This is a genomic window from Pseudomonas sp. PB120, assembly GCF_009761815.1.
Lineage (GTDB): Bacteria > Pseudomonadota > Gammaproteobacteria > Pseudomonadales > Pseudomonadaceae > Aquipseudomonas.
Window position 1 is genome coordinate 76,421 of sequence record NZ_RWIN01000033.1, and the last position, 26,022, is coordinate 102,442.

General features: G+C 61.3%; 24 protein-coding genes and 1 pseudogene. 14 read left to right on the plus strand and 11 right to left on the minus strand.

Annotated elements, in window-relative coordinates; all coding sequences use genetic code 11:
- The first annotated feature begins 376 nt into the window (after positions 1 to 376).
- From EJA72_RS05410 to EJA72_RS05425, 4 genes are read left to right on the plus strand one after another with little or no spacing between them, the layout of a single operon-like run.
- Positions 377 to 853, plus strand: coding sequence for a formate dehydrogenase subunit gamma (locus EJA72_RS05410; RefSeq protein ID WP_157710478.1), 477 nt, complete (start codon positions 377 to 379; stop codon positions 851 to 853).
- The gene (locus tag EJA72_RS05415) at positions 853 to 2,409 is read left to right on the plus strand and encodes an NADH-quinone oxidoreductase subunit NuoF (RefSeq protein ID WP_157710479.1); all 1,557 of its coding nucleotides are present in this window, start codon (positions 853 to 855) and stop codon (positions 2,407 to 2,409) included. The genes EJA72_RS05410 and EJA72_RS05415 overlap by 1 nt, the downstream gene beginning before the upstream one ends.
- Positions 2,406 to 5,282, plus strand: coding sequence for a formate dehydrogenase subunit alpha (fdhF, locus tag EJA72_RS05420; RefSeq protein ID WP_157710480.1), 2,877 nt, complete (start codon positions 2,406 to 2,408; stop codon positions 5,280 to 5,282). The genes EJA72_RS05415 and fdhF overlap by 4 nt, the downstream gene beginning before the upstream one ends.
- Entirely contained in the window at positions 5,279 to 5,497 is a 219-nt protein-coding gene (locus EJA72_RS05425) for a formate dehydrogenase subunit delta (protein WP_157710481.1), read from the plus strand. Before fdhF ends, EJA72_RS05425 begins: the two co-directional genes overlap by 4 nt.
- 144 nt (positions 5,498 to 5,641) lie before the next feature.
- Here the strand turns inward: EJA72_RS05425 and EJA72_RS05430 are convergent, their stop codons facing one another.
- Genes EJA72_RS05430 through EJA72_RS05440 form a run of 3 tightly spaced genes read right to left on the minus strand, consistent with a single transcriptional unit; the run spans position 5,642 to position 8,218 of the window.
- A complete protein-coding gene (locus tag EJA72_RS05430) occupies positions 5,642 to 6,094 on the minus strand; it encodes a hypothetical protein (protein WP_157710482.1) in 453 nt (150 codons plus the stop codon).
- A gap of 55 nt (positions 6,095 to 6,149) precedes the next feature.
- Entirely contained in the window at positions 6,150 to 7,511 is a 1,362-nt protein-coding gene (locus EJA72_RS05435; RefSeq protein ID WP_157710483.1) for an ATP-binding protein, read from the minus strand.
- Positions 7,508 to 8,218, minus strand: a complete 711-nt coding sequence (locus EJA72_RS05440; RefSeq protein WP_178129070.1) for a response regulator transcription factor — start codon at positions 8,216 to 8,218, stop codon at positions 7,508 to 7,510. The genes EJA72_RS05435 and EJA72_RS05440 overlap by 4 nt, the downstream gene beginning before the upstream one ends.
- Positions 8,219 to 8,391: 173 nt before the next feature.
- Here EJA72_RS05440 and EJA72_RS05445 point away from each other — a divergent pair, with 173 nt between their 5' ends.
- From EJA72_RS05445 to EJA72_RS05470, 6 genes and pseudogenes are all read left to right on the plus strand, one after another.
- On the plus strand, positions 8,392 to 9,183 hold the full coding sequence (locus EJA72_RS05445; RefSeq protein ID WP_157710484.1) for a VacJ family lipoprotein: 792 nt from the start codon (positions 8,392 to 8,394) through the stop codon (positions 9,181 to 9,183).
- Positions 9,173 to 9,400 (plus strand): annotated as a pseudogene (locus tag EJA72_RS05450) (hypothetical protein); the annotation flags it as partial. The gene EJA72_RS05445 and the pseudogene EJA72_RS05450, both read left to right, overlap by 11 nt.
- 269 nt (positions 9,401 to 9,669) lie before the next feature.
- Positions 9,670 to 10,170 carry an adenylate kinase gene (locus tag EJA72_RS05455; protein WP_157710485.1) on the plus strand — a complete coding sequence of 167 codons (501 nt, stop codon included), beginning with the start codon at positions 9,670 to 9,672 and terminating at the stop codon, positions 10,168 to 10,170.
- Positions 10,171 to 10,191: 21 nt separating this feature from the next.
- Positions 10,192 to 10,785, plus strand: coding sequence for a DedA family protein (locus EJA72_RS05460; RefSeq protein WP_157710486.1), 594 nt, complete (start codon positions 10,192 to 10,194; stop codon positions 10,783 to 10,785).
- Between the two features lie 241 nt (positions 10,786 to 11,026).
- Positions 11,027 to 11,281, plus strand: coding sequence for a type II toxin-antitoxin system prevent-host-death family antitoxin (locus EJA72_RS05465; protein WP_157710487.1), 255 nt, complete (start codon positions 11,027 to 11,029; stop codon positions 11,279 to 11,281).
- Positions 11,278 to 11,532: a Txe/YoeB family addiction module toxin gene (locus EJA72_RS05470; protein WP_157710488.1), complete on the plus strand. Its 255-nt coding sequence runs from the start codon at positions 11,278 to 11,280 to the stop codon at positions 11,530 to 11,532. The genes EJA72_RS05465 and EJA72_RS05470 overlap by 4 nt, the downstream gene beginning before the upstream one ends.
- Positions 11,533 to 11,540: 8 nt before the next feature.
- Here the strand turns inward: EJA72_RS05470 and EJA72_RS05475 are convergent, their stop codons facing one another.
- Positions 11,541 to 12,716 (minus strand): aspartate aminotransferase family protein, encoded by a 1,176-nt coding sequence (locus tag EJA72_RS05475; protein ID WP_157710489.1) that lies wholly within the window; start codon positions 12,714 to 12,716, stop codon positions 11,541 to 11,543.
- Between the two features lie 102 nt (positions 12,717 to 12,818).
- Here EJA72_RS05475 and EJA72_RS05480 point away from each other — a divergent pair, with 102 nt between their 5' ends.
- Positions 12,819 to 13,724, plus strand: a complete 906-nt coding sequence (locus EJA72_RS05480) for a LysR family transcriptional regulator (protein ID WP_157710490.1) — start codon at positions 12,819 to 12,821, stop codon at positions 13,722 to 13,724.
- A gap of 75 nt (positions 13,725 to 13,799) precedes the next feature.
- Positions 13,800 to 14,813 (plus strand): sensor domain-containing diguanylate cyclase, encoded by a 1,014-nt coding sequence (locus tag EJA72_RS05485; RefSeq protein ID WP_157710491.1) that lies wholly within the window; start codon positions 13,800 to 13,802, stop codon positions 14,811 to 14,813.
- A 13-nt stretch (positions 14,814 to 14,826) separates the two neighbouring features.
- Here EJA72_RS05485 and msrA read toward each other — a convergent pair whose 3' ends face one another.
- From msrA to msrB, 3 genes are read right to left on the minus strand one after another with little or no spacing between them, the layout of a single operon-like run.
- A complete protein-coding gene (gene msrA, locus EJA72_RS05490) occupies positions 14,827 to 15,531 on the minus strand; it encodes a peptide-methionine (S)-S-oxide reductase MsrA (protein WP_157710492.1) in 705 nt (234 codons plus the stop codon).
- Between the two features lie 31 nt (positions 15,532 to 15,562).
- A complete protein-coding gene (locus EJA72_RS05495; protein WP_157710493.1) occupies positions 15,563 to 17,338 on the minus strand; it encodes a cytochrome c biogenesis protein DipZ in 1,776 nt (591 codons plus the stop codon).
- 33 nt (positions 17,339 to 17,371) lie between these two features.
- Positions 17,372 to 17,890: a peptide-methionine (R)-S-oxide reductase MsrB gene (gene msrB, locus EJA72_RS05500; RefSeq protein ID WP_157710494.1), complete on the minus strand. Its 519-nt coding sequence runs from the start codon at positions 17,888 to 17,890 to the stop codon at positions 17,372 to 17,374.
- Positions 17,891 to 18,432: 542 nt separating this feature from the next.
- On the opposite strand from msrB, the gene EJA72_RS05505 reads away from it, so the two are divergent.
- On the plus strand, positions 18,433 to 19,149 hold the full coding sequence (locus EJA72_RS05505) for a response regulator transcription factor (RefSeq protein ID WP_157710495.1): 717 nt from the start codon (positions 18,433 to 18,435) through the stop codon (positions 19,147 to 19,149).
- Positions 19,146 to 20,666, plus strand: coding sequence for a HAMP domain-containing sensor histidine kinase (locus EJA72_RS05510; RefSeq protein ID WP_157710496.1), 1,521 nt, complete (start codon positions 19,146 to 19,148; stop codon positions 20,664 to 20,666). The genes EJA72_RS05505 and EJA72_RS05510 overlap by 4 nt, the downstream gene beginning before the upstream one ends.
- A gap of 35 nt (positions 20,667 to 20,701) precedes the next feature.
- Here the strand turns inward: EJA72_RS05510 and EJA72_RS05515 are convergent, their stop codons facing one another.
- From EJA72_RS05515 to EJA72_RS05530, 4 genes are all read right to left on the minus strand, one after another.
- Positions 20,702 to 21,457 carry a class II aldolase/adducin family protein gene (locus tag EJA72_RS05515; protein WP_157710497.1) on the minus strand — a complete coding sequence of 252 codons (756 nt, stop codon included), beginning with the start codon at positions 21,455 to 21,457 and terminating at the stop codon, positions 20,702 to 20,704.
- Positions 21,454 to 22,398 carry a GTP-binding protein gene (locus EJA72_RS05520; RefSeq protein ID WP_157710498.1) on the minus strand — a complete coding sequence of 315 codons (945 nt, stop codon included), beginning with the start codon at positions 22,396 to 22,398 and terminating at the stop codon, positions 21,454 to 21,456. Before EJA72_RS05520 ends, EJA72_RS05515 begins: the two co-directional genes overlap by 4 nt.
- Positions 22,395 to 24,143 carry an amidohydrolase gene (locus EJA72_RS05525; protein ID WP_157710499.1) on the minus strand — a complete coding sequence of 583 codons (1,749 nt, stop codon included), beginning with the start codon at positions 24,141 to 24,143 and terminating at the stop codon, positions 22,395 to 22,397. The genes EJA72_RS05520 and EJA72_RS05525 overlap by 4 nt, the downstream gene beginning before the upstream one ends.
- Before the next feature lie 99 nt (positions 24,144 to 24,242).
- Positions 24,243 to 25,847 carry a 5-guanidino-2-oxopentanoate decarboxylase gene (locus EJA72_RS05530; RefSeq protein WP_157710500.1) on the minus strand — a complete coding sequence of 535 codons (1,605 nt, stop codon included), beginning with the start codon at positions 25,845 to 25,847 and terminating at the stop codon, positions 24,243 to 24,245.
- Positions 25,848 to 26,022 lie beyond the last annotated feature (175 nt).

The window sequence follows — 26,022 nt, forward strand, 5'->3', positions numbered from 1 at the left end:
TTTGCCTTACGCTTTTCGCGAGCAAGCTCGCTCCTACAGGGGTTTGGATTGTCCGGTAGAAATTATGTAACAACCCTCCAGCAACAGCGTCTCGCCTCGCCTCGCCTCGCTATCTTCTAGACTTAATGAAGAGTCGCAGGCAGAACCGAACACGTCGCTTTGGTGCAGATGAATCAATAGCAGCGTGGCAAGCTGCCTTAATGCCCTATAAAAGGTGCGGCAAAGACCGCACCGGGCACAACAAGATGCCCACTCAGGGCACCCTGGCCACCGGCCTGAAATTGCCACGATACCGTGACGTGGTGTGAGTGCCGCAGCCGACACTTTCGGACGAACGACGACCATCTGGTTTGTCCGTGACCGTGAGGATTGCTGAATGCCTGATGTTGAGTTGCACCTGCCTGTGGTCAACACCCTGCTGGAGCGCCATAAGGGTACTCCCGGTGCGCTATTGCCCATTCTTCATGATATTCAGGAACGCATCGGTTACGTCCCCGATGTCGCCGTCCCCGAGATTGCTCATGCCCTCAATCTGAGTCAGGCCGAGGTTCGCGGGGTGATCAGTTTTTACCATGACTTCCGTACCGCGCCGCCGGCCAAGCATATTCTGCGTTTGTGCCGCGCCGAGTCGTGCAAGAGCCGTGGCGCCGAGCAGCTTGCCGCGCAGTTACGTGAACGTCTGCAACTGGACGATCACGGTAGCAGCGCCGATGGCAGCATCAGTTTGCGCCCCGTTTATTGCCTCGGTGCCTGCGCCTGTTCGCCGGCCTTGGAGCTGGATGGCCGGGTGCATGCGCGGCTGAGTGCCGAGCGGCTGGATGCGTTGCTCGATGCTTGCCGGGAGGACGCGTGATGCCGACTCTTTATCTGCCCTGTGATTCGCTGGCCCGTGCGGTGGGTGCCGATGAGGTGTCCACGGCGCTGATCACTCAGGCCAAGGCACTTAATCTGCCGCTGGAGTTGCAACGCACGAGCTCACGCGGGTTGTATTGGCTGGAGCCGTTGCTGGAAGTGGACAGCCCGCAAGGCCGGATCGGCTTCGGTCCGTTGACCGCAGACGATGTGCCATCCGTGCTCGATGCACTGCAAACAGATTCCAGCCACCCTCTGGCCTTGGGCCTGGTGGAAGCGCTGCCTTATCTCAAATCCCAACAACGCCTGCTGTTCGCCCGCGCCGGCATCACCCGGCCGTTGTCGCTGGACGATTACCGCGGCCATGGCGGTTTCGAAGGCCTGACAAGGGCCGTCGCCATTGGTGGCGAGCAAACCGCCACAGCGGTGTTCGATTCAGGCCTGCGTGGCCGTGGCGGTGCGGCCTTCCCTGCCGGGATCAAATGGCGCACCGTGCGCGGCACTCAGGCGGCGCAGAAGTACATCGTATGCAACGCCGACGAAGGCGACTCCGGCACCTTCGCCGACCGCATGTTGATGGAAGGCGACCCTTTCCTGCTGATCGAAGGCATGGCCATTGCCGGCATCACCGTCGGCGCCACCTTCGGCTACATCTATGTCCGCTCGGAATACCCCGACGCCGTGGCTACGCTGCGCGCAGCGCTGAACATCGCCCGTGAAGCCGGTTATCTGGGCGCCAATGTCGGCGGCAGCGGTCTGGCCTTCGATATGGAAGTGCGAGTGGGTGCTGGCGCCTACATCTGCGGTGAAGAAACCGCGCTGCTGGATTCCCTCGAAGGCAAGCGCGGAATCGTCCGCGCCAAGCCGCCGATCCCCGCGTTGCAGGGCCTGTTCGGCCAACCGACCCTTGTGCATAACGTACTGACCCTGGCCTCAGTGCCGCTGATTCTGGCCAAAGGCGCGCAGTTCTATCGCGACTACGGCATGGGCCGTTCCCTTGGCACCATGCCCTTCCAACTGGCGGGCAATATCCGTCACGGCGGTCTGGTGGAGCGCGCCTTCGGCCTGACACTGCGCGAACTGGTGGAAGACTACGGCGGCGGCACCGCCAGTGGCCGGCCGCTGAAGGCCGCGCAAGTTGGTGGCCCGCTCGGCGCCTGGGTACCGCCATCGCAATTCGACACGCCGCTGGATTACGAGGCCTTCGCCGCCATGGGTGCGATGCTCGGTCACGGCGGTGTGGTGGTGGCGGATGACACATTGGACATGGCCCACATGGCGCGCTTCGCCATGGAGTTCTGCGCCGAGGAATCCTGTGGCAAATGCACGCCTTGCCGCATTGGTTCGACCCGGGGCGTCGAGGTAATCGACCGCCTGCTGGCTGCGCCGGATCAGGCCAATCGCGATCAGCAGGTGATCATCCTCAAGGACCTCTGCGACACGCTCCAATACGGTTCGCTCTGCGCGTTGGGCGGCATGGTTTCGTTCCCGGTCGCCAGCGCCCTCAAGTACTTCCCCGCCGACTTCGGTCTGCAAGCCTCGGAGGCCGAGCAATGATCACTGTATTCGATCCGAAAACCGATATGGATCTTGGCACGCCTGCCCGCGAGAGCCAGGTGCAAATCACCCTGAACATCGACGGCCGCAGCATCAGCGTTCCCGAAGGCACTTCGGTGATGCGCGCTGCTGCGCTGATGGGTACCACCATTCCGAAGCTCTGCGCCACCGACAGCCTGGAAGCCTTCGGCTCCTGCCGCATGTGCCTGGTGGAGATCGACGGCATGCGCGGCTATCCCGCGTCCTGCACCACGCCGGTCACCGAAGGCATGACCGTGCACACCCAGACACCGAAGCTCGCGACCCTGCGCCGTAATGTCATGGAGCTGTACATCTCCGATCACCCGCTGGACTGCCTGACCTGCTCGGCCAACGGCAACTGCGAGCTGCAAACCGTCGCTGGCCAGGTTGGGCTGCGAGAAGTGCGTTACGGCTATGAAGGCGAAAACCATCTCGCCGATGTGAAGGATAAATCCAACCCCTATTTCGATTACGACCCGAGCAAGTGCATCGTCTGCAACCGCTGCGTGCGTGCCTGCGAAGAAACCCAGGGCACCTTTGCTCTGACCATCACCGGGCGCGGTTTTGAGTCCCGCGTGGCCGCTGCCGGTGGGGATAGCTTCCTCGACTCGGAATGCGTGTCCTGCGGCGCCTGTGTGCAGGCCTGCCCCACCGCGACGCTGATGGAAAAAAGCGTGGTCGAATTGGGCCAGCCGGAACGCAGCGTGATCACCACCTGCGCCTATTGCGGCGTCGGCTGCTCGTTCCGCGCCGAGATGAAAGGCGACCAACTGGTGCGCATGGTTCCGGACAAGAACGGCCAGGCCAACCACGGTCACTCGTGCGTCAAAGGCCGCTTTGCCTGGGGCTACGCCACCCACCCGGATCGCATCACCAAACCGATGATCCGCAACAACATCAACGATCCGTGGCAGGAAGTCAGCTGGGATGAAGCGGTGACCTACGCCGCCAGCGAATTCCGCCGCCTGCAGCAAAAATACGGCCGCGATTCCATCGGTGGCATCACCTCCAGCCGCTGCACCAACGAAGAAACTTATCTGGTGCAGAAACTGGTGCGCGCCGCCTTCGGCAACAACAACGTCGACACCTGTGCGCGGGTTTGCCATTCACCGACCGGTTATGGATTGAAGCAAACCCTGGGCGAGTCCGCCGGCACCCAGTGTTTCGACTCGGTGATGCAGGCCGACGTGATCCTGGTGATGGGCGCCAACCCGAGCGATGCGCACCCGGTGTTTGCCTCGCAGCTCAAACGCCGCCTGCGTGAAGGTGCGCGGCTGATCGTGATCGACCCAAGACGTATTGATCTGGTGGACTCGGTGCACGCCCGCGCCGACTATCACCTGGCCCTGCGCCCCGGCACCAACGTTGCCATGCTCAACGCGTTGGCCCACACGATCATTACCGAAAACCTGCAGGATCAGCCCTTCATCGACGCCCGTTGCGAGGGCAACGATTTCGCCCGCTGGAGCGAATTCGTCAGCCGTGCGGAAAACTCGCCGGAAGCCATTGGCCCGATCTGCGGCGTGCCTGCTGCCGACATCCGCGCCGCCGCTCGCCTGTACGCCACCGGTGGCAACGCGGCGATCTATTACGGCCTGGGCGTCACCGAACACAGCCAGGGCAGCACCTCGGTGATGGGCATCGCCAACCTCGCCATGGCCACCGGCAACATCGGCCGCGAAGGCGTGGGCGTGAACCCGTTGCGGGGGCAGAACAACGTGCAGGGCTCCTGCGACATGGGGTCTTTCCCCCACGAGTTGCCCGGCTACCGGCACATATCCAACGAAACGGTGCGGGCGCAGTTTGAACAGGCGTGGAACGTCACCTTGCAACCTGATCCCGGCCTGCGCATTCCCAATATGTTCGAGTCAGCCTTGGCCGGCAGTTTCAAAGGTTTGTACTGCCAGGGCGAGGACATCGCCCAGAGCGACCCGAATACCCAGCACGTCACCGCTGCACTGTCGGCCATGGAATGCGTGGTGGTGCAGGACATCTTCCTCAACGAAACGGCGAAGTTCGCCCACGTATTCCTGCCGGGCGCTTCGTTCCTTGAAAAGGACGGCACGTTCACCAACGCCGAACGCCGCATCTCGCGGGTACGCAAGGTCATGGACCCGCTGGGCGGCAAGGCCGACTGGGAAGGCACCGTGGCGCTGGCCAACGCGCTGGGTTACCCGATGAACTACAAACACCCATCGGAGATCATGGATGAAATCGCCAGCCTGACGCCGACCTTCACCAACGTCAGCTACGCCGAACTGGATCGCCACGGCAGCCTGCAATGGCCGTGCAACGCGGCGGCGCCGGACGGCACGCCGACCATGCACATCGAGCAATTCGTGCGTGGCAAGGGACGCTTTATGCTCACCGGTTATGTGCCCACCGAGGAGAAGGTCAACAACCGCTATCCGCTGCTGCTGACCACCGGGCGCATCCTCAGCCAGTACAACGTCGGCGCGCAGACGCGGCGGACCGAGAACGTTGCGTGGCACGATGAAGATCGTCTGGAAATCCACCCGACCGACGCCGAAAGCCGTGGCATCAACGAAGACGATTGGGTAGGCATCGGCAGCCGCGCCGGGCAAACCGTGCTGCGTGCGCGGGTCACCGAACGGGTGGCGCCGGGCGTGGTGTACACCACGTTCCACTTCCCTGAGTCGGGGGCTAACGTGATCACCACGGACAACTCCGACTGGGCGACCAATTGTCCGGAATACAAGGTCACCGCCGTGGAGGTCAGCCGCGTCTACCACCCTTCGGAATGGCAAAAACGCTTTCAGGAATTCACTGAAGAACAGCACCGTTTGCTCAAGGAACGCCGCCAGGGCGCTAAAGCGGAGGTACGCCGATGAGTACGGCCAATCTGATCAAGATGGCAAACCAGATCGCCCAGTACTTTGCCACCGAGCCGGATCAGCAAGCGGCCGTGCTCGGTGTGCGTAATCATCTGCAGATGTACTGGACGCCGGGCATGCGCATGGAGTTGCTGGCGTGGCAGACGGAGCATCCGGCGGATTTGCATCCGTTGGCGCAAGCGGCGGTCAGTGGGGCGGGGTGGAAGGCTTAGGTTAAATCCTGCTGGATGAAAACCTGTGGGAGCGAGCCTGCTCGCGATGAGGGCAGTCCATTCAACATTGATGTTGACTGAACTGACGCTATCGCGAGCAGGCTCGCTCCCACATTTGTTACGGGGGTTTGAAAATTCTGAAGGCTATTCAATCTGAATCGGCCCCTTGGTTCCGGCATCGCTGTCGGTCCAGAAATCCTCATTCTGCAGCCGCCGATCACCCTGAATCGTGAAGGTCATCTTGCCCTGGCGAAACTGCAGCGTCCCATCGGTGCGCTTGGCGTTCACCCGCTTGCCATTGACCCAGACCTGCTCCTTGGCATCGATCCGAATCGTGGCAACCGTCGCGCCGGCATCGCTCTTGGCGACCCACTGCCCGGCATACGGCGTTTGGGTACTTGAGCTGTCCGCCGCAGGATTGGTGAACCCGGCCTTGGCGTTTTCCGCTTTGCTCTTGTGGATGTCACAGCCCTGAGTCTCGCTGACTTGCGTGCAACCGGACTGCTCAAGTTGTTTTCGGTACTTGTCGCTGATGGCATAGGCCGGTAGTTGCACCAACATCAGGGTGGCCAGTGCCGGCAAGATGATCCGTTTCATAAGTCCTCTCTTCTGATCAGCGCTTTCCCCAGCGCCCGCGAACGGCATGAAGCATTCACTGTAGTCCGAATCCTGTACCCGCATGCACCGGCAAGATGACCAACGCTGACAACCCGCCCTTCGCTCGATTCGTCAGTTTCAACTCCCCGCCATGCTCCAGCACAATCGCCCGTGCGGCCGATAACCCCAGCCCCACACCGCCCGTGCTCTTGTTCCGCGATCCTTCCATGCGAAAGAACGGCACAAACACTTGCTCAAGACTGGCCTGCGCAATACCCGGCCCACGGTCCAGCACGTTGATCTGCACTTCCCCGGCCTCAGTCATCAGTTCAATCGCTGGCTCGCTGCCGTACTTGATCGCGTTATCCAGCAGATTGGTCATCACCCGCTTCAACCCAAATGGTCGCCCGAAATACACCAGCCGCATCGGCCCGCTAAAGGCAATCTCGACCCCCTGATCGCGGTAGTCATCGAGCAAGGTTTGCAGCAGTTCGGCCAGATCAAACTGGGTCGCCGGTTCAAGCCGCGCATCATCCCGGAAGAATTCCAGCGCCGAATTGATCATCGCCTGCATTTCATCCACATCCCGAAACAGCCGCTGCTGTTGCTCGGCATCCTCGATGAATTCGCCGCGCAAACGCATACGCGTCAACGGCGCGCGCAGGTCGTGGGAGATGGCGGCGAGCATTTGCGTGCGGTCGCGGATGAAGTGTTGCAACTGGGCCTGCATGGCGTTGAAGGCGAGGATCGCCTGACGGATTTCCTGCGGTCCGAGGGGTTCGATGGGGGGTGCGCGAAAGTCCACGCCGAAGCGTCGGGCACCTTCGGCAAAACGCTGCAAGGGCGTGGCGAGACGGCGGGTCGCAATCAGGGCGACCAGCGCGGTGGAGATCAGCGCCAGCACGATGACGATCAGGTAGCGCGGCGTTTCGTCGAGACCCCAGCTGCGTGAAGGCGCGGAGAACATCAGCCAGGTCGAGTCCGCAAGTTCAATCAGCAGCGCGTAGTGCGCCTCTTCGGTGTGCTCGGTCCAGTCGGCCGGCTCGTACGTTTCGATGCGCCGATCCGGGGCTTTGAGCATCGGCTGCAAGATCTGCTTGCCCAGTTCGGACGTGGCATCCGGTGTATTCGGCAGGTTGATATTGCGTCGATCCGCGTGCCAACTGACGGTGAAGCCCTTTTCGCTGGCGGCTTGTGCCAACGGGCTGCGCAGGGTCGCCGGTGCGGCTTCGATGACGCGGGCGATGGCGGCGGCTTTTTCCAGCAGGCCGATTTCGGTCAGAGGCGGTCGCCCCCAGACCCCGGCGAGTTGAATGAACAGCCCGTTGAGCGCCAGGGAAATCAGCATGGCGAGGATGATGGTCAGGGCAATCCAGCGCGCCACCGTATCCCGCCGGATCCGCTTCAGCCAGCTCATCGCCGTGTCACGCTGGGGGTGAACAGGTAGCCGCCGTTGCGCACAGTGCGAATCATCGCCGGGCGCTTGGTGTCGGATTCGAGTTTGCGTCGCAAGCGGCTGACTTGCACGTCGATGCTGCGATCGAACGCGTCGTGGCAATGCCCCCGCGCCAGGTCCAGCAGTTGCTCGCGGGTGAGGATGCGTTGCGGGTGTTCGACGAAAACCAGCAGCAAATCGAATTCGCCGGCCGACAGCGGAATCATCACGTTGTCCGGCGAGCGCAGTTCACGCCGGGTGACGTCGAGGTGCCAGTCGGCGAAGTCGATCAGCGGCCGTGGACGTTCCTGCTCCAGCGGCCGGCGGTCCTCCACACGGCGCAAGACGGCGCGCACCCGGGCCAGCAGTTCTCGGGCGTCGAAGGGTTTGGTCAGGTAATCGTCGGCGCCGAGTTCGAGGCCGACCACCCGATCGCTGAGCTCGCCCATGGCGGTGAGCATGATGACCGGGATCGCATGGCGGATGCGCAGTTGCTGGCACAGGATCAGTCCGCTGTCCCCCGGCAGCATGACGTCGAGAATGATCAGGTCGGGCGCCTGGCGTTCGATGGCCGCCCACAGCGACGCGCCGTCGGTGGCGACCTCGACGCCGTAGCCGTGCTGGACGAAGAATTTTTTCAGCAGATCGAGGACTTCGAGGTCATCGTCGACAATTAAAAGGCTGTTCACCGAAGGTCACTTGAGCTTGAGGGGGCGGATGGAGCCCCCATCTAAAACCATTCACGGCAGCACGTCATATATTTCAATCCTGCAATAAAACGACAGCGACGCAATAAACCGGACATCTTTGCGCAAGGCTCGGGCCCCAGCATCACCACGAATTCCTCCCGAGTCTCGCGTCCATGTTGCCTTTCAAATGTGCCCCTTGGCTTGCCCGTAACACCTCGATCGCCGTGCTGGTCGCCGGGTTGGCGGGCTGCAGCAGCAAGCCGTCCTCCAGCGCCGAAGTGAGCTGCGCCGACATCACCTATTCGGTATACGACCCGGCAGAGCCGTTCAATCGGGGCGTCTTCGCGTTTAACCGGGTGGTGGATGATTACGCCCTCGCGCCGGTCGCTCGCGGCTATCGTCAAACGCCAGACTTTTTCCAGACGGGTGTGCATAACTTCGTGGCGAACTTTGGCGAACCCAAGGTGTTTATCAATGATTTGCTGCAAGGCAACCCGATGCGTTCGGCCAATACGCTTGGACGGTTCGTGCTGAACACTACGGTGGGCGTGGTGGGCTTGATCGACGTCTCCGGCAAAGCCGGCATTCCACGTCACAAAGCCGACTTCGGCCAGACCTTCGGTGTGTGGGGCATTGGCAACGGGCCAATCGTCGAACTGCCGTTGCTCGGCACGTCCAATAGCCGTGATGCGACCGGGCGTGTGCTGAGTTTCATGGTCGATCCGTTCGGCGACAACAGCGATACCGTGGACACACTCTCAACGATCAACACCGTGGGCGGCATCGTCGACGGACGCGCAGAAGCCCTGCCGCTGACCGACAGCCTGCAAAAACTGCCGGATTATTACAGCGCGTTGCGCAATGTGGTCGCCGAGCATCGTGCCAACTTCGTGGTCGAGGGCCAGCAAGGCACGCCCGAGAAAATCCAGCGGCAATGCACAGGAGCACCGGCCGATGGGTTCTGAAAGCCTGGTTCTTCAACAACGGGTGAGCTGCGACGACGCGGCGAACCTGCATTGTCGGGAAATCACCTTGCGCCTGTCGGCCGACTGCCGCCACCTGGTGCTCAGCCGCTACACCGAACACTATGGCCCGGCGGTGGTGCGCTGGATCGAGCGCAGTCACAGGGTGTCGGTGAGCGAGGTGTTTCGCTGGTTGGTCGCCAACGGCGAGGTGGATGTCAGGGAGGAGATATCACTTCCTGAGGCGGGTGAGCGGCGGCGGTGGAGTTCGGCGGGAATCGGGCAGGTGTTCTTTAATGAAAAAGGGCAACCTCGGGACATTAATACGCGGATGGTGGCGCCAGAGCACGACGATTGACGTATATAGCCCCCTGTAGGAGCGAGCTTGCTCGCGATGGACGTCAACGATGACGCATGCAACCTGAACAAACGCGGTGATGCGATGTTTTTCGCGAGCAAGCTCGCTCCTACAGTAGATCGGTGTTGCTCATGGACCTCGCTCGAACCTTGATCATCGGCAACTCCGGCTCCGGCAAGAGCTGGCTGGCCGAGCGATTGGCCGCGCATCTTAAAGCACCTTGGGTTGATCTCGATTCAATTCACTGGCTATCCGACGAACACAGCATCCCCCGCCCGCGCGCAGAAGCATTGGGAATGGCGCGGATCGCAGCCGATGAAGAGCGTTGGGTCATCGAGGGTGTTTACGGCTGGATAATCAGCGAACTTATCCATCGCGCTACTGCGTTGATCTGGCTGTGTGTCGAGGACGAAAGCTGCATGGACAACATTCGTCAGCGAGAAAAAAAGCCGTCCGATGACGAGTTACTGCTAGCGTTGCTGGAATGGGCTGGCAGTTACCGTCTTCGCGAAGACGCCAGCGGATTTTCCGCACATCGACATCTGTTCGAACGATTCAGCGGTTCAAAAATCAAACTCATACATCGCGCCGACATCACGGCATTTGCGGACCACCCGCGACACGCCAACTGATTCATCCGTCAAGGAGCGTCCTTGTTCGAACACATAGACATCAGTTATCTACTGGCCACTTACGGTTATTGGGCAGTGTTCTTCGGCTGTTTGCTGGAAGGTGAAACCATCCTGATCCTGGGTGGCATGGCCGCTCACCAGCATCTGTTGCAGTTATGGCCGGTGATTGCCTGGGCCAGTGTGGGCGGGATGATTGGCGATCAATTGTTGTTCTGGAGCGGACGGTATTTCGGCGGACGGCTCTTGCCGCGCCTGAGTAAAAAACAAGCCGCCGTCGAACGTGTGACTGGAATGATCGCGCGTTACCCGTCGACGTCGGTTTTCGCGGTGCGTTTTCTGTACGGCATGCGTCTGGTGGGGCCCGTGGTGATTGGCGCCAGCGGCCTGTCACCGATCCGGTTTACGTTGCTGAATGCCTTGGGTGCAGTGGGTTGGGCAACGCTGTTTGCCAGCGCCGGTTACTGGGCGGGTCAAGCGCTAGAAAGTGTGTTGGGCAACCTCAAACCGTATCGCCTGCCGATTGCGCTGGGCGTTTTGGTGCTGGCCGTGGCGATCGCGGTGATTCGGCATTGGCGATCCAGAGCCAAGGCGCGTCAGGCACTGATGGGCAAGTGACTGTCGCAGCATAAGGCTTGCGACGCAAAGGGTCTGCATGGCCGATATCCAAACACTTGGGCACATGGATGGCATGCAAATCGGATTGGGATTACACGAGTCTCGGAAACGTCTCGACGGACATTCAGCGATACTCAGCACAAACGCAGATGCATCGTCTGCATAACGACCACTCGTAGGTATCGCCTTGTCATCCTGTACTCATTTCTGTACGTTCTTAGCATCGAGCGAGGACTACAACATGCAAACCATCAACTACACCACCGCACGCGCACACCTGGCCGAAACCATGGATCGGGTCAATGAAGACCGCGCTCCATTGCTGGTCACTCGCCAGAAAGGCGAGCCGGTAGTGATGATGTCGCTGGCGGAATACAACGCTCTCGAAGAGACTGCTTATCTGCTTCGTTCGCCTGCCAATGCTGAACGGCTGATCAAATCGATCAGCCATTTGCGGGCAGGAAAAACCAAGTCAAGGCAACTCATCGAAGAATGAATATTGAGTTCACTTCTGAAGGTTGGGAAGACTATTTGTGGTTCCAACAAAACGATAAGGCCGGACTCAAAAGAATCAACCTCCTGATCAAATCCATCCTGCGAGAGCCGTTCGACGGACTCGGAAAACCAGAACCGCTCAAGCACAACTTCAGCGGCTGCTGGTCACGTCGAATTACCGGTGAACATCGGTTGGTCTATTCGGTTAAAGACGACGAGGTATGCGTCTTGATGTGCCTATATCATTACTGAGTAAAAACTCAGACTGAGTTCACTGCCCGACTCACCCCTCTCACAATCATCTCCACTTCCCGCTCATCAATCGTCAACGGCGGCAGCAAACGAATGGTTTTGCCCCGGGTGACGTTGATCAGCAAGCCGTGATCCCGTGCGGCGATCAGGGTCAGGTCGCGGATCGGTTGTTTGAGTTCGATGCCGATCATCAGGCCTTGTCCACGGATGGCCAGGACGTTCGGGTGGTCTGCCAACTCCATGCGCAATCTGGCAAGCAAGCGTTCGCCCTGGAGCTTGGCGTTTTCGCGCAGGCCCTGTTCTTCGATGATCTCCAACACCGTGCAAGCGACGCGACAGGCCAGCGGATTGCCGCCGAATGTGCTGCCGTGGCTGCCGGGTGTAAACAGTTCAGCCGCTTTGCCTCGGGCCAGGCAGGCGCCGATGGGAATGCCGTTGCCCAGGCCTTTGGCCAGGGTCATGACGTCCGGGACGATGCCTTCGTGCTGGAACGCAAACCACTGGCCGGTGCGGCCGATGCCGGTCTGGATTTCGTCGAGCATCAGCAGCCATGCGCGCCGGTTGCACAGTTCGCGCACGGCTTTTAAGTAACCTGCCGGCGCCAGTTGTACGCCGCTTTCGCCCTGAATCGGTTCCATCAGGATCGCCACAATCCTTGGGCCGTGGGCCTGTTGCACGGCGTCCAGTGCCTCGAGGTCACCGAACGGCACTTTGACAAAATCCCCCGGCAGCTCGTTGAAACTCAGGCGCACCGCCGGGCCGTCGCTGGCGGATAAGGTGCCGAGGGTTCGACCGTGGAAAGCGTTTTCCATGACCACCACCAACGGTTGCTCGATCCCTTTGTGCCAGCCGTACAGCCGCGCAAGCTTCAGCGCCGTTTCGTTGGCCTCGGCGCCGGAATTGTTGAAAAACGCCCGCTCCATGCCCGACAACCGAGTCAGTTTCTGCGCCAGTTGCTGCTGCCAATCGATGCTGTAGAGATTGGAGGTGTGCAGCAGCAAACCGGCCTGTTCGCTGATGGCCGAGACGATTTTCGGGTGAGAGTGGCCGACGTTGGTCACGGCCACACCCGCCACTGCGTCCAGGTATTCGCGGCCGGCCTGATCCCACAGGCGCGTGCCCAGGCCCTTGCTGAAACTCAGGGCCAGTGGTTGGTAAGTGCTCATCAGGCAGGCGGCGGTCATGACATCAAGCTCCATCAATTGTCGGTGTTTTTGCAGTATGGTTAGCCACCTGAGCTGGATAAACACCGCTTCACTTCAATCATTTATAAGCTGGGCTTGATAATGGATGTGTTCCAGGCAATGACCGTGTACGTCAGGGTGGTGGAAGCCGGCAGCATGACGGCGGCCGCTTTACAGTGCGAAATGTCTACCACCATGGTGGGAAATCACCTGCGAGCGCTGGAGCAACGCCTGGGAGTGCGCTTGCTCAACCGCACGACGCGGCGCCAGCGCCTGACAGAGTTCGGCACGGCGTACTATCAGCGCTGTCTGGAAGTGTTGGGCCTGGTCGCCGACTCCGAGCGCTTGGCCGAACAGGCCCTCGACGAGCCCATCGGCACCCTGCGCATCACTGCGCCGCTGACTTTCGGCACTGAAAAACTTGCGCCGGCGTTGAGCGAATTTGCGCTGCTGTGCCCACGGGTCAAGCTGGACATCGTCCTCAGCAACGGGCGCCCGGACCTGCTGGAAGAAGGGATCGACGTGGCCTTTCGCCTGGGCAACACCGAGGAGCCCCACCTGATCGCCCGCCCACTCGTCGATTACACGCTGACCATGTGCGCCTCCCCAGAGTATTTGCGTCGCCGGGGCACCCCGGAAAATCCGCTCGACCTGCAGCACCACGACTGCCTGTCCTTCGCCTACCCCGCCGGCGATGACTGGCAGTCGGTGGAAAAGCAATGGCGCCTGAGCGGGCCGGAAGGTGAAGTGTCGGTGGCGGTCAGTGGACCGATGTTGATCAACAGCTCGGCCGGGCTGCATCAAGCGGCGCGGACCGGCATGGGGATCGTCTTGCTGCCCGATGCCTTGGTGGAGCAAGACCTGCAGGACGGAAAACTGCTGGCCCTGATGCCGGACTATCTGCCGCCCTGCCGGCCGATGAACCTGTTGTACGCCCAGGATCGCTACCGTTTGCCGAAACTGCGCAGTTTTGTCGAATTTGCCCTGCAGAAATGGGGCAAACACTAGCGGGCTCGCCGCCCCATCGACTACTCTGCGCCGCTTGCGGGTTACTTTGACATCAGCGCAACAGGGAGTGCAGTGATGGAAGACGCTTCGAACAACGAGTCGTTGAAGTTCAATCTGTCGGATTTGAACGAAGACATGCTGCACACCATCCTGGAACTGGTCAGCGAAGGCATCTGGGACTGGAACGCCAACACCGGGTTCGTCTACCGCAATCCGGGCTGGTACGAAATGCTGGGCTATGCGCCTCACTCCCTGGACAACAGCGTGTTGACCTGGGAAAACGTGATCCACCCGGATGACCACGCGCACGTCATGGCGCAGTTTGATGCCTATCTCAATCGTCGCGCCCCCGCCTATCAGGCCGAATATCGCTGTCGCATGCAGGATGGCACCTACACCTGGATCGAAGACCGCGGTTACGTGATCGCGCGCAATGCCGACGGATCGGTGGCGCGAATGGTGGGCGCGCACCGCAGCATCGCCGACAAGAAACGCTTGCTCGAAGCGTTGGAGCAGCGCAATCACTCCCTCGAAGCCATCGTCGAGGAGCGCACCCGTGAGTTGTCCCGGGTCAATCAGCAATTGCAGATTCAACTCGAAGAAAATCGCAAACTGGCCGAAACCGATGTGCTGACCTCCGTCGCCAATCGCTACCGCCTGGAAAAAGCCTTGCCCCTAGCCTGTGACCGCGCCCAGCGCTTTCGACAGCCGCTGTCGCTGATCGCGATGGACATCGACGACTTCAAGAACATCAACGACCACTACGGCCATGCCCTGGGCGATGCCGCCCTGGTGCAGGTGGTCGACAGCGTGAAGCGGTGCGCACGAGAAGGCGATCTGCTTGCCCGTTGGGGCGGTGACGAATTCATCATGATCCTGCCCGATACGCCGCTGGCCGATGCCAGACTCCTCACCGAGGACATCCGCCGTGCGCTCGCCATCCTGCTGCCGGTGGGGGACTATCAAGTCACCATGAGCTTTGGCGTGGTTCAGCGCTTTGAAGACGAACAACAGACCGGGCTGCTGGCCCGGGCTGATCAAGCCCTGTATCGATCGAAGATCGCGGGTAAGAATGTGATTTCCGGATAAGGGCCGCGCCTGCTCACATCCCCGCCTTCACCAGCACCGGTTTTTCCTGATAGCGATTCGGGTACAGCTGCTTCAGCTGTGCGACTTTCGGTAGATCGTTGATCACGATGTAGGGGTACGTCGGGTGCTCGGTCAGGAAGTCCTGATGTTCCTCTTCCGCCGGGTAAAAACCGTTGTAGGTTTCCAGTTTGGTCACGATGGGTTTGTTGAACGAATGCGCAGCGTCAAGCTGGGCGATGTAGGCCTGGGCAACGCGTTGCTGTTCACTGTTCTCCACGAAGATGGCCGACCGATACTGCGTACCGCTGTCGGGCCCCTGGCGATTGAGTTCGGTCGGGTTATGCGCCACCGAGAAGTAGATTTGCAGCAAGGTGCCGTAGCTGACCTGCGTGGGATCGAAGGTGACTTCAACCGATTCGGCATGCCCGGTATCGCCCTCGCTCACCCGCTCGTACCGCGCGGTATTTGCCGCCCCACCGGCATACCCGGAAACGGCTTTCTTCACGCCTTTGACATGCTGGAACACCCCTTGAACGCCCCAGAAACAACCGCCTGCAAACACAGCGATTTCGCTGTGGGCCTGGGTGGTTTCATCAAGGGCTGGCGGGGCGATGACGACGGCGTCTTCGGCGCCAAAGGAGAACGCCGAGCATTGGCCGATGAGGCCGGCAGCGGCCAGGCCCAAAACGGTTCGACGCCAGTTGAATGGAGATTTCATGAGGTGACTCCCTGGAAAATTGAGTTCGTGATCAACCAAAGGTAAAGGCGTACGCAGACACGCCCGGATCGAGAAACTCGATGCTGAACGTGCGGTCCGTGACATCGCCCGGCTGGCGCACCAGCTGGTACAAACGTTGTTCGGTTACGCTGCCGCTGCCATCGGGTGCCACGTCGGTACCGTGGGCATCGCCGGGCGCTTTGCCGTCGACCAGCACCTTGAAGCGCACCGGTTTGCCATCAGTGCCCGGGCCCAGCACCAGGTGCAGATCGCGAGCGTGGAAGCGGTAAACGATGCGGCTGGAAGGTGCATTCGCCGTGGCCCGTTCCGAACCGACCTGCCACTGACCTGCCAGGCTCCAGTCGTTGAGCGCCAATTGCGACGGTGGGTGGTAGGCCGACACCTTGTCCGGCACCAGGCCGGTTTCGGGCACGAAATGTTCCGCACGCTGATAACCGACGTAGGTTTCTGGCGATTGCACTTCGTTCATGTCCGGCGCAAGCTGGACGCCCTCGGCGCTGGCATTGATCAGACCGTCCGCCACCTTGGCATTGCCCGCTTCGCGCAGCAGTTGCTGAATGACCCGCTCCGATTCGGCGTATTCGCCTTCGCCAAAGTGGTGATAACGAATCCGCCCCTGAGCGTCGGCAAAATAGTGGGCCGGCCAGTATTCGTTGTTGAAGGCGCGCCAGATCTTGAAGTCGTTATCGATGGCCACCGGGTAGTTGATGCCCAGGTCTTTCATGGCCTTGGTGACATTGCCGACGTTGCGTTCAAAGGCAAATTCGGGGGCATGCACGCCGATCACCACCAGCCCCTGATCGCGGTATTTTTCGGCCCAGGCTTTTACGTAGGGCAAGGTGCGCAGGCAGTTGATGCAGGAGTAGGTCCAGAAATCCACCAGCACCACTTTGCCCTTCAACGCCTGGGCATCGAGGGGTGGCGAGTTGAGCCATTGCACGGCGCCGTCCAGCGGTGGAAGGTTGCCCTCCACCGGCAACGTGCCCGGTGCCTTGTCAGCCACTTTCATCGCGCCGTTGGAGGCGGAATCCTGTGCCATCATCGCCCCGCTGCCGTTGGGTGATTTACCGGCCAAACGACTCACCAGCGCCTGCTCGATGCCACCCGTGGAGGCGGTCGAAAACTGTGCCAGAATCCCGGTATCCAGCCCCAGCGCAATCGCCGCCACACCGGCCAGCATCGCCGCGCCAAGACCTCGACGCACCCATTCGCCAGCGCCGATGGAGCGCTTCATCGCAGCAAAGACTTTACCGCCCAACAGTAACGCAACGGCCAGCGAAGTGGCGGCGCCCGCCGCGTAGGCCAGCAGTAACAAGGTGGTCGCAACGCTTGCCCCTTGCAACGCCGCGCCGGTCAGCAACAGGCCCAGAATCGGCCCGGCACAGGGCGCCCAGAGCAAACCGGTGGCAACACCAATCAGGAAAGAGGCGCCAGGACGCGGCCGCGCATCGGCACCGGCGGCCTCCGACAACCGACTGCCCGCCGCCACCAGCGGACGGGTCAGGCGTTCAGCCAGTTGCGGCAACAACAGCGTCAACCCGAACAGCGCGACAAACACCAACGCAAGCCAGCGACCGTATTGATTGAGCTGCACCACCCAACCGCCCCCCACCGCCGCCAGTGTGGCGACCAGCGCAAAGGTAATGGCCATCCCCGCCAGCAGCGGCAGGCCGCTCTTTACGAACGGCTGGCCGGTACGGGCGAAGACAAAGGGCAAAACCGGCAGGATGCACGGGCTGACAATTGTCAGCACACCACCCAGATAAGCGAGGACCAGGAGCCACATAGCGTCGACCTGCGTTAAAAGTGAAAGAAAGGATCAAGCCGTCTTCGGCTGGAAGGTCATCGCCAGGCCGTTCATGCAGTAGCGCAGACCGGTGGGTTTTGGGCCATCGTCGAAGACATGGCCCAGATGACCGCCGCACCGCCGGCAATGGACTTCTTCACGCACCACGCCGAACGAACGGTCCTGGCGCGTGGCCACAGCCTTGTCCAGCGGTGCCCAGAAACTCGGCCAGCCCGTACGGCTGTCGAACTTGGTCGCGGAAGAAAACAGCGCCAAGGCGCAACCGGCACAGGCGAACGTACCGTCGCGGTGCTCGTTGTTCAGCGCGCTGCTGTAGGCCCGCTCGGTGCCCTCCTCCCGGAGGATGTCGTATTGCTCGTCGCTGAGCAGGGTGTGCCATTCGGCATCGCTGTGGGTCACCTCGAACACCTCCGCCGCGTTGGCGTCACTGATCAACGCCGCGCTTGTCGAAAATTTTGGCAATACACCGATCACCAGGGCTGCAGCCCCCAGCCCACCGCTCGCTAACAGAAATTGTCGCCGTGAAAACATGGCCGTCTCCAAAAATCCAGGGTGCCTTTCATGGAACACAGCCTAGGCTTGGGTGGATCGCCAAATCCTCACGGAGAGTTAAACAATTCGTGATAACTGGAGCCGTGAAAAACCCGCACAATGCCTCTGCCACACCTGTAGGAGCGAGCTTGCTCGCGAGGGTGGTAAACGATGACGCGGGACACCTGACGCCCCACGGCGCCCTCAGGTTTTTCGCGAGCGGGCTCGCTCCTACAATAGGGGCAATACGCACGATGCCTCTGTCACTGTAGGAGCGAGCTTGCTCGCGAGGGTGGTAAACGATGACGCGGGACACCTGACGCCCCACGGTGGCCTCAGGTTTTTCGCGAGCGGGCTCGCTCCTACAGTAGGGGCAATACGCACGATGCCTCTGTCACTGTAGGAGCGAGCTTGCTCGCGAGGGTGGTAAACGATGACGCGGGACACCTGACGCCCCACGGCGCCCTCAGGTTTTTCGCGAGCAGGCTCGCTCCTACAGTAGTTGGTGGCAATACGCACGATGCGCAGAAGGATTGAGCTTTATGGAACAGACCAAACGCGTTCTCGTGGTCGAGGACGACCTGCACATCGCCGACCTTATCTGCCTGCATCTGCGTGATGAGCAGTTCGAGGTGGTGCATTGCGCCGACGGCGATGAAGGCATGCGCCTGCTGCAACAAGGCACCTGGGACGCGTTGATCCTGGACCTGATGCTGCCGGGTGTCGACGGCCTGGAAATCTGCCGCCGCGCCCGGGCGATGGCCCGCTACACGCCGATCATCATCACCAGTGCGCGCTCCAGTGAAATGCACCGGATCGTCGGGCTTGAACTGGGCGCCGATGATTACCTGGCCAAACCCTTTTCCATGCTCGAACTCGTGGCCCGGGTCAAAGCGCTGCTGCGCCGGGTCGACGCCATGGCGCGCAACCTGAAAATGGACGCCGGCAGCCTGATCGTCGACGGCCTCTCCATCGACCCGATCACCCGCGATGTGTCCCTCGAGGGCAAGCGCCTGGACCTCACGCCACGGGAGTTTGACCTGTTGTATTTCTTCGCCCGCCAGCCCGGCAAAGTCTTCTCGCGCATGGACCTGCTGAACGCCGTGTGGGGCTACAGCCATGAAGGCTACGAGCACACGGTCAACACCCACATCAACCGCTTGCGAGCCAAGATCGAGGCCGATCCGGCACAACCGGTGCGCATCCTCACGGTGTGGGGGCGCGGCTACAAATTCGCGGCAAGGGAGGAGCAGCCATGAGGCTGACCCTGACTCAACGGTTGTCGCTGGTGTTCGCCGTTTTGTTGCTGGTGTGCTGCGGCACGTCGGCATGGATGCAGGTGCGCTCCAACCAGATGCATGAACAGGAAGTGGTGCAAGGGCTGTCACGGGACCTGGCGCAACACATTGCCCGCGACACGGTGCTGATGGACACCAAAGGCCTGATGCCCGATGCGGTGCGCAATCTGTTCAGCCAGCTGATGCTGGTCAACCCCAGTGTCGAGGTGTACCTGCTCGACACCGAGGGCAAGATTGTCGGCAACGCGGCGCCCGAAGGGCGGATTCACCGGGATCGGGTCGACCTCGCCCCGATCCAGCGCTTGCTCCGAGGGGATGCCCTGCCGATTCTCGGCGACGACCCGCGCAGCGTCGATGCGCGCAAGGTGTTCAGCGCCGCGCCGCTGAAAGTCGATGGCAAACCCGCGGGTTATCTCTACGTGGTATTGCTCGGCGAAGACCACGATCGCCTGGCCGAACGCGGCGCCACCAGCGCCGCACTCAACACCGCCCTGCTCTCCATCGCGCTGGTCGCGTTGCTTTGCCTGATTGCCGGTCTCACCGCGTTCGCCCTGATCACCCGACCGTTGCGGCGCCTGACTGAAACCGTCAGCCGGTTCGACATTGACGGTGTCCCGTCGACGCCGCCCGCATCAGCCCCGGTGGAAAAAGCCGCGAGTCACGATGAGATCGCCATCCTCGACGCCACCTTCCGCCAGATGCAGGCGCGCCTCAGCGAACAATGGCGCTCATTGACCCGCCAGGACCAGGAGCGCCGCGAATTGGTGGCGAACATTTCCCACGACCTGCGCACACCACTGGCCTCGCTGCACGGCTACCTGGAAACCCTGTCGATGAAGGACGCCACGTTGTCCCCTGCCGACCGTCGCCGCTACCTCGGCATCGCCCTGGACCAAAGCCGCAAGGTCGGCGGGCTGGCGCAATCGCTGCTGGAGCTGGTGCGGCTGGAACACGGTTTTGTGCAACCGGTGCTGGAGCGCTTCTCGCTGACCGATCTGGTGCAGGATATTTTCCAGAAATTCGAACTGACGGCCGAGGCGCGTCAGGTCGAACTCAAGGCGACGTTCGCGCCCAATGTCGCCGCCGTCTGCGCCGACCTGGGGTTGATCGAGCGTGTGCTGACCAACCTGTTCGACAACGCCTTACGTCACACGCCACAGAGCGGCGCCATCGACATCAGCCTTGTGCCGCAAGGCCGGTTCGTCGAGATCACCGTCAGCGACAGCGGCCCGGGCATTGCGGCCGAACTTCGGGAAGGCTTGTTCTTGCGCCCGTTCAATATCGGTGGTGCCCGGCGTGATGGAGGATTGGGGTTGCGTATCGTGCATCGGATCCTGCAGCTGCATGGGCGCGAGATCCGCCTGGTGGATGTGCCGGGGCAAGGCGCGACGTTCAGCTTTTCGCTGCCGGTGGATGAGGAAACCGCGAATGCCCTGGCGGAGCGCTCGATGAACCTGAATACGCCGGGGAAAACCTGATTGGCCATGCTGGCCCGAACAACCGAACATTCAGATCAGTCGCGATAACCCGGCGCCACCCGGTCGAGCAATCGCAATAACGCCGCCCACGCCAATTGCATCGCATCCGGATCGTTCAACTCGCCTTCATCCAGCGGCCGGCCAGGATCATTGAACTGCCGCTCGGTGTACTCACACACCTCAGCCGGCGGCAAAACCAGCTCACCGGCCGCCATCGCCGCCAACTGAATTTCGCAGGCTTTTTCCAGGTAATACATGCGCAAAAACGCCTGACTTACGGTTTCACCCACGGTCAACAACCCATGGTTACGCAGCATCAGCACCGGCTTATCGCCCATGTCCAGCACCAGTCGTTCTTGCTCACTCAAATCCAGCGCCACACCTTCATAGTCGTGGTAGGCAACGCGCCCGTAAAACTCCATGGAAATCTGATTCACTGGCAACAATCCACACTTCAACGCCGCGACCGCACAACCGGATTTGGTGTGGGTGTGCAGCACGCATTGCGCATCCTCCCGCGCCCCATGAATCGCGCTGTGAATCACAAACCCCGCCGGATTTACCGGGTACGGTGACGACTCCACTGCCTGACCATCGAGTCCGATTTTCACCAGGTTGGACGCGGTAATTTCATCGAACATCAACCCGTAGGGATTGATCAGGAAATGATGCTCAGGCCCCGGAATGCGCACCGAGATGTGAGTGAAGATCAAATCGGTCATACGAAAGTGCGCGATCAAGCGGTAACAGGCGGCAAGTTCTTCACGTAAACGTTGTTCGCTCGGGTTCATGCGCTCACCTTCACGGTGCAGGCCTCAAGTCCTTGACCCAAGGCCTCCCAACCGTCGAAACCACGGCGGGCGATGAACACCAGCCGAGTCGTATCGGCGCCGGCTTCATCGATCGCCGGCAGAAACTGACTGCGGGTACCGACGTGTTGCAGCCAGTGCGCCTTGTTGCCCTGCGCCAGCTTCACCAATCCCTTGACCCGAAACACATCGCTGGGCAGCGCCTGCAACCAGCCGCGCAATGCTTCGGCATCAAGTACTACGTTGCCCTGCCACAACCAACTGCTGAACATTTCGCTGTGATTGTCGGTGGACACCGGCGTCAGCGATTTCAGCACACGCGGTTCCAGGTCCAGCTCCGAATCCAGCCAAAGGGCATCCGGCAGCTGCGCCTGCACACTGACATGCACCCGGGTCTTGGCGCCCAGCGCATCGCGTAAAACCTGCAACTGCTGATCGTCGACCAGATCGGATTTGTTCAACAACAGCAGATCGGCCGCAGCCACCTGCGCCCTGGCCAGTCGAGCGTATTCACCCTCGAGTTGCAGGTGCCGGGTGGCGTCGACCACGGTAATGACCATGTCCAGGTGCATCTGGCTGCGCAGTTGCGGGTACGCCAGGGTTTGCACGATACGCTGCGGATCGGACACGCCGCTGCATTCGATGACGATACGCTCAAGCCTCGGCTGCAGTTGCGCCAGGCTGGTCAGCTGCGCCAACAGGTCTTCCTGCACTGTGCAGCAAATACAGCCGTTTTGCAGGCTGACCACCGTGTCCGTGACTTCGGAAACGATGGCCGCATCGATGTTCAGCTCGCCGAAATCGTTGACGATGACGGCCAGACGACTGCCCTCCGCTCGGCGCACCATCCCGTTGAGCAAGGTGGTTTTACCGGCCCCGAGAAACCCCGAAACGACGGTGACTGCAATCCGTGGTGTGCTCATTTCGCCTTACCTTCCAGCACCGGTGGCTCGCCTTGCCAGACCGATTTCAGTCCCGCCGATGCCAGGGTCGAGTGCCGGTCGTAGACCAACTGCCCTTGCACAAAGGTCAGCAGCACGTTGGTGCGGTGGATGTAGTTGCGTGCCGGCTCGGCGAACAGGTCGCGGTCAATGACAATCAAGTCCGCCGATTTTCCGACTTCCAGGCTGCCGGTGCTGTGTTCCAGTCCCATGGCGACGGCACCATTGCGGGTGACCACGTTCAGCGCCTGTTCGAGGCTGATCGGATCACCAAAGCAGGACGGATCGTCGTTCCACGGGTTCTGGCGGGTGACCATGGTTTCCAGCGCCAGCCACGGGTCGATGGACGCCACCGGCCAGTCGGTGCCCATGACCGCCGTGCCGCCAGCTTCGAGCACGCCTTTGAAGTCATAGATGCGCTTGAGCCGTTCCTGACCGTAACCCGAGCGCGCACCGCTGGCGAACGGCGTCGGGTACCAGGCCGCGGGCGAGAACTCGGCAATGACGTTCAGCTCCTTGAAGCGCGGCAGGTTGCCCGGGTGCAGCAACGTACTGTGGGCGCACTGGTGGCGCACGCCACTGAAACCATTGCGACGACGCGCTTCGGCCACGGCATCGAGGAACACGTCGGACGCGCCATCGCCGGTGCAATGCGCGATCACCCGGATCCCCTTGCTGTCCATGTCCACCACCATGTCGGTGATGTGTTCCGGCGTCAGGTTGAGCTTGCCGCGCCAGCTCTTTTCCTCTGGCCATGGTGCCAGCAGGTACGAAGACTTCGGCTCGACCGTGCCGTCGAAGTGGAACTTCACCGCGTTGGCACTCAGGCGTGCACTGCGGTAGTAGTGACGTTCGCCACTGAGCAATTCCCAACGACGACGTACCGGAAAAATATCGTCCTGCCAACTGATGGCGGCTTCGATGCGTACGGTCAGTTCGCCGCTGTCGTCCAGTTCTTTCAATGCCTGCAAACGTTGTTCGCAAACATGAACGTATTTGCTCGCGGTCACGCCACGGGAACTCTGAAAATGCACGCCATCGCGGTAGGCGCGGCGCAGTACGCTGACCGGTGTCGGTGGCATGGCGGCATGGATCATCGCGTAGGCGCCGTCGATCATCAGGCCGGTGGGTTCACCGGTCAGTTCATCGCGCTCCAGATAGCCGTTGCGCGGGTCAGCGGTGTGGCCATCGATGCCCGCCAGTTCCAGCGCTTTGGAGTTGACCATCATGGTGCCCCACATGCGGTCGAGCAGCGCCACGGGGCGGTCCGGCATGACGCTGTCGAGCCAGGCGCGACCCGGCGTCAACCCGGCCTCGCGGAAGGTGTAGCGCACCCAATATTGCCCATAAATCCAGCCGTCACCCGGATGGGAATCGGCGTAGGCGAGAATGCTTTCGCGCAGTTGTTCGGGCGTCGGGTCTTCGATGCCGACATCGAGGTCATCGCTGTAGCGCGGCGCCAACGCCAGGTCGGGGTGCGTGTGCATATCGTGCAGGCCCGGCATGCAGAACGCGCCTTGCAGATCATGCAACACGGTGTTCGGGCCCTTGAACGCCTGCAGCGCGTCAAGACTGGCGACACCGATCAACTTGCCGTCGCGGATCGCCACGGCCTCGGCCCACGGGTTCGAGGGGTCCTGGGTATAGATGCGACCGTTAGCAAGGATCAGATCGGCAAAGGTCCCTTGCGCGGAATGGGTCGAGGAAAAGTTGTCGGACTCAGCCATGTAAGCCACCTTTTGAGTTCAGTGCGATGGGAAGGTCCACCGTGCGCCGGGCGCTTCGGGGACCTGGAAATGTTCAGGGTTGTCACGCGCACGCGGCGCTTACTCCGCCAGAAACGCGGCAGCGTCCAGTTCGAGCATGACCGGTGTTTCCGTGCTAGCGAGTTGGGCCAACAACTCGCGCAGCGTGTGCAGATTGCTGACCGGGTGATGCGGCACGTGGCAGCTGCGGGCCAGGGCGGCGAAGTCCGGCGTGAGAATGTCCACGCCCACTAACGGCACCGCTTTGGCATTCATGTAGTCGCGAATTTCGGCGTAGCTGGTGTTGTTCCACAGCAGCAAAATAATGGCTGCGCCCGCCTCTTTGGCGGCGATCAGTTCGGCGCTGGAAAACTGCAATCCACCGTCCCCGACCAGCGCCACCACCGGGCGCAGCGGCCGGGCCAGTTTGGCGCCGATGGCAGCGGGCAATGCGTAGCCGAGCGTTCCGTACCCCGTCCCGGCGTTGAACCAACTGTCAGGCGTTGGCGCCCGATAGCCCAGGGCGCCCTGATACACCGGCTGCGTCGAATCACCGACGATCAGCGGCTGCGGCAGGCAGTCACGGACCGTATCGAGCACGGCCTGTAAGCGACTCTGCTTCGAACTCCAGCCTGCGTGTTCCAGCGCATTGACCTGCGTTACACGGGCACTCGACCACGTTTGAACGGCCTGGCGTTGCGGCAGTTGCGCCAGCAGCGCACGTAGGCCTTGGTCGGCGTCACCCAACAGACCGACAGCCGCCGGTTGCGCGCCAAGCACCTGCATCGGATCGATGTCCAGACGAATCAGCGGGGCGTTGAACGTCAAAGGCCCCAGGCCGAAAAAGTCGTAATCGGTTTCGCCCAGTTCGGTACCGACGGCGAGCACCACGTCCGCCTCGGCGATCAATTCGCGACCATGGGCTGACGACTGCACGCCATCGAGCAGCAACGGGTGTTCGGGGGGCAGCAGGCCTCGGGCATTGGTGGTCAGCGCGACCGGCGCCTGTAGACGTTCAGCGAGCAATGTCAGGGCCTCGGCCGCTCGACGGGTGCCACCACCGGCCAGGATCAATGGCCGCTGCGCGTTGTTGATCAGCGCGACGGCGGCATCGATGGCCGCAGGCGCCGGTGCAGGCGCCGCCGGCAAGGCGCGGGGGCGCAAGTCGAGCCCTTCGGCGGACATGTCCAGCACATCCAGCGGAATTTCAATGTGCACGGGACGAGGCCGTGTGCAGCCAAACAAGGCAAAGGCACGCGCCAGCACTTCAGGCAATTGGTCCGGGTGCTGCAACGTGTGGCTGAACGCACACACACCGGCGACCATCGCGCGCTGGTCGGGCAGTTCATGCAGGTGACCATGGCCCAGGCGCAGGTGTTCGCGTCGGTTGCAGGTGGAGATCACCAGCATCGGCACCGAGTCCGCATAGGCCTGGCCCATCGCGGTAAGAATATTCGTCATCCCGGGGCCGGTGATGATGAAGCAGACACCCGGCTTGCCGCTGGCACGGGCGTAACCGTCCGCCATGAACCCGGCCCCCTGCTCGTGGCGCGGGCTGATGTGCTTCAGACGACTGCCTTCCAGGCCGCGATAAAGCTCGACGGTGTGCACGCCGGGAATGCCGAAGACGGTTTCGACGCCATAGCCTTCCAGCAACTGAACGAGCGCCTGGGCACAACGGGTCATGCAGCACCTCTTTGATAATGGGCCAGTCTGGCCCGATGACGAGTTGAGCTAGTATTGTTGAACCAACCGATACAACAATCGATTTTTTTTGGCCTGACTGTTCGATTTACTTCACCATACTCATTAGTGCAGTCACGCATGAACTTGTGGCGAGGGAGCTTGCTCCCGCTGGGAC

Coding starts and splice junctions, on each gene's coding strand:
- EJA72_RS05410 (WP_157710478.1), top strand. CDS start 377: ATGCCTGATGTTGAGTTGCACCTGCCTGTGGTCAACACCCTGCTGGAG.
- EJA72_RS05415 (WP_157710479.1), top strand. CDS start 853: ATGCCGACTCTTTATCTGCCCTGTGATTCGCTGGCCCGTGCGGTGGGT.
- fdhF (WP_157710480.1), top strand. CDS start 2,406: ATGATCACTGTATTCGATCCGAAAACCGATATGGATCTTGGCACGCCT.
- EJA72_RS05425 (WP_157710481.1), top strand. CDS start 5,279: ATGAGTACGGCCAATCTGATCAAGATGGCAAACCAGATCGCCCAGTAC.
- EJA72_RS05430 (WP_157710482.1), bottom strand. CDS start 6,094: ATGAAACGGATCATCTTGCCGGCACTGGCCACCCTGATGTTGGTGCAA.
- EJA72_RS05435 (WP_157710483.1), bottom strand. CDS start 7,511: ATGAGCTGGCTGAAGCGGATCCGGCGGGATACGGTGGCGCGCTGGATT.
- EJA72_RS05445 (WP_157710484.1), top strand. CDS start 8,392: ATGTTGCCTTTCAAATGTGCCCCTTGGCTTGCCCGTAACACCTCGATC.
- EJA72_RS05455 (WP_157710485.1), top strand. CDS start 9,670: ATGGACCTCGCTCGAACCTTGATCATCGGCAACTCCGGCTCCGGCAAG.
- EJA72_RS05465 (WP_157710487.1), top strand. CDS start 11,027: ATGCAAACCATCAACTACACCACCGCACGCGCACACCTGGCCGAAACC.
- EJA72_RS05470 (WP_157710488.1), top strand. CDS start 11,278: ATGAATATTGAGTTCACTTCTGAAGGTTGGGAAGACTATTTGTGGTTC.
- EJA72_RS05475 (WP_157710489.1), bottom strand. CDS start 12,716: ATGACCGCCGCCTGCCTGATGAGCACTTACCAACCACTGGCCCTGAGT.
- EJA72_RS05480 (WP_157710490.1), top strand. CDS start 12,819: ATGGATGTGTTCCAGGCAATGACCGTGTACGTCAGGGTGGTGGAAGCC.
- EJA72_RS05485 (WP_157710491.1), top strand. CDS start 13,800: ATGGAAGACGCTTCGAACAACGAGTCGTTGAAGTTCAATCTGTCGGAT.
- msrA (WP_157710492.1), bottom strand. CDS start 15,531: ATGAAATCTCCATTCAACTGGCGTCGAACCGTTTTGGGCCTGGCCGCT.
- EJA72_RS05495 (WP_157710493.1), bottom strand. CDS start 17,338: ATGTGGCTCCTGGTCCTCGCTTATCTGGGTGGTGTGCTGACAATTGTC.
- msrB (WP_157710494.1), bottom strand. CDS start 17,890: ATGTTTTCACGGCGACAATTTCTGTTAGCGAGCGGTGGGCTGGGGGCT.
- EJA72_RS05505 (WP_157710495.1), top strand. CDS start 18,433: ATGGAACAGACCAAACGCGTTCTCGTGGTCGAGGACGACCTGCACATC.
- EJA72_RS05510 (WP_157710496.1), top strand. CDS start 19,146: ATGAGGCTGACCCTGACTCAACGGTTGTCGCTGGTGTTCGCCGTTTTG.
- EJA72_RS05515 (WP_157710497.1), bottom strand. CDS start 21,457: ATGAACCCGAGCGAACAACGTTTACGTGAAGAACTTGCCGCCTGTTAC.
- EJA72_RS05520 (WP_157710498.1), bottom strand. CDS start 22,398: ATGAGCACACCACGGATTGCAGTCACCGTCGTTTCGGGGTTTCTCGGG.
- EJA72_RS05525 (WP_157710499.1), bottom strand. CDS start 24,143: ATGGCTGAGTCCGACAACTTTTCCTCGACCCATTCCGCGCAAGGGACC.
- EJA72_RS05530 (WP_157710500.1), bottom strand. CDS start 25,847: ATGACCCGTTGTGCCCAGGCGCTCGTTCAGTTGCTGGAAGGCTATGGC.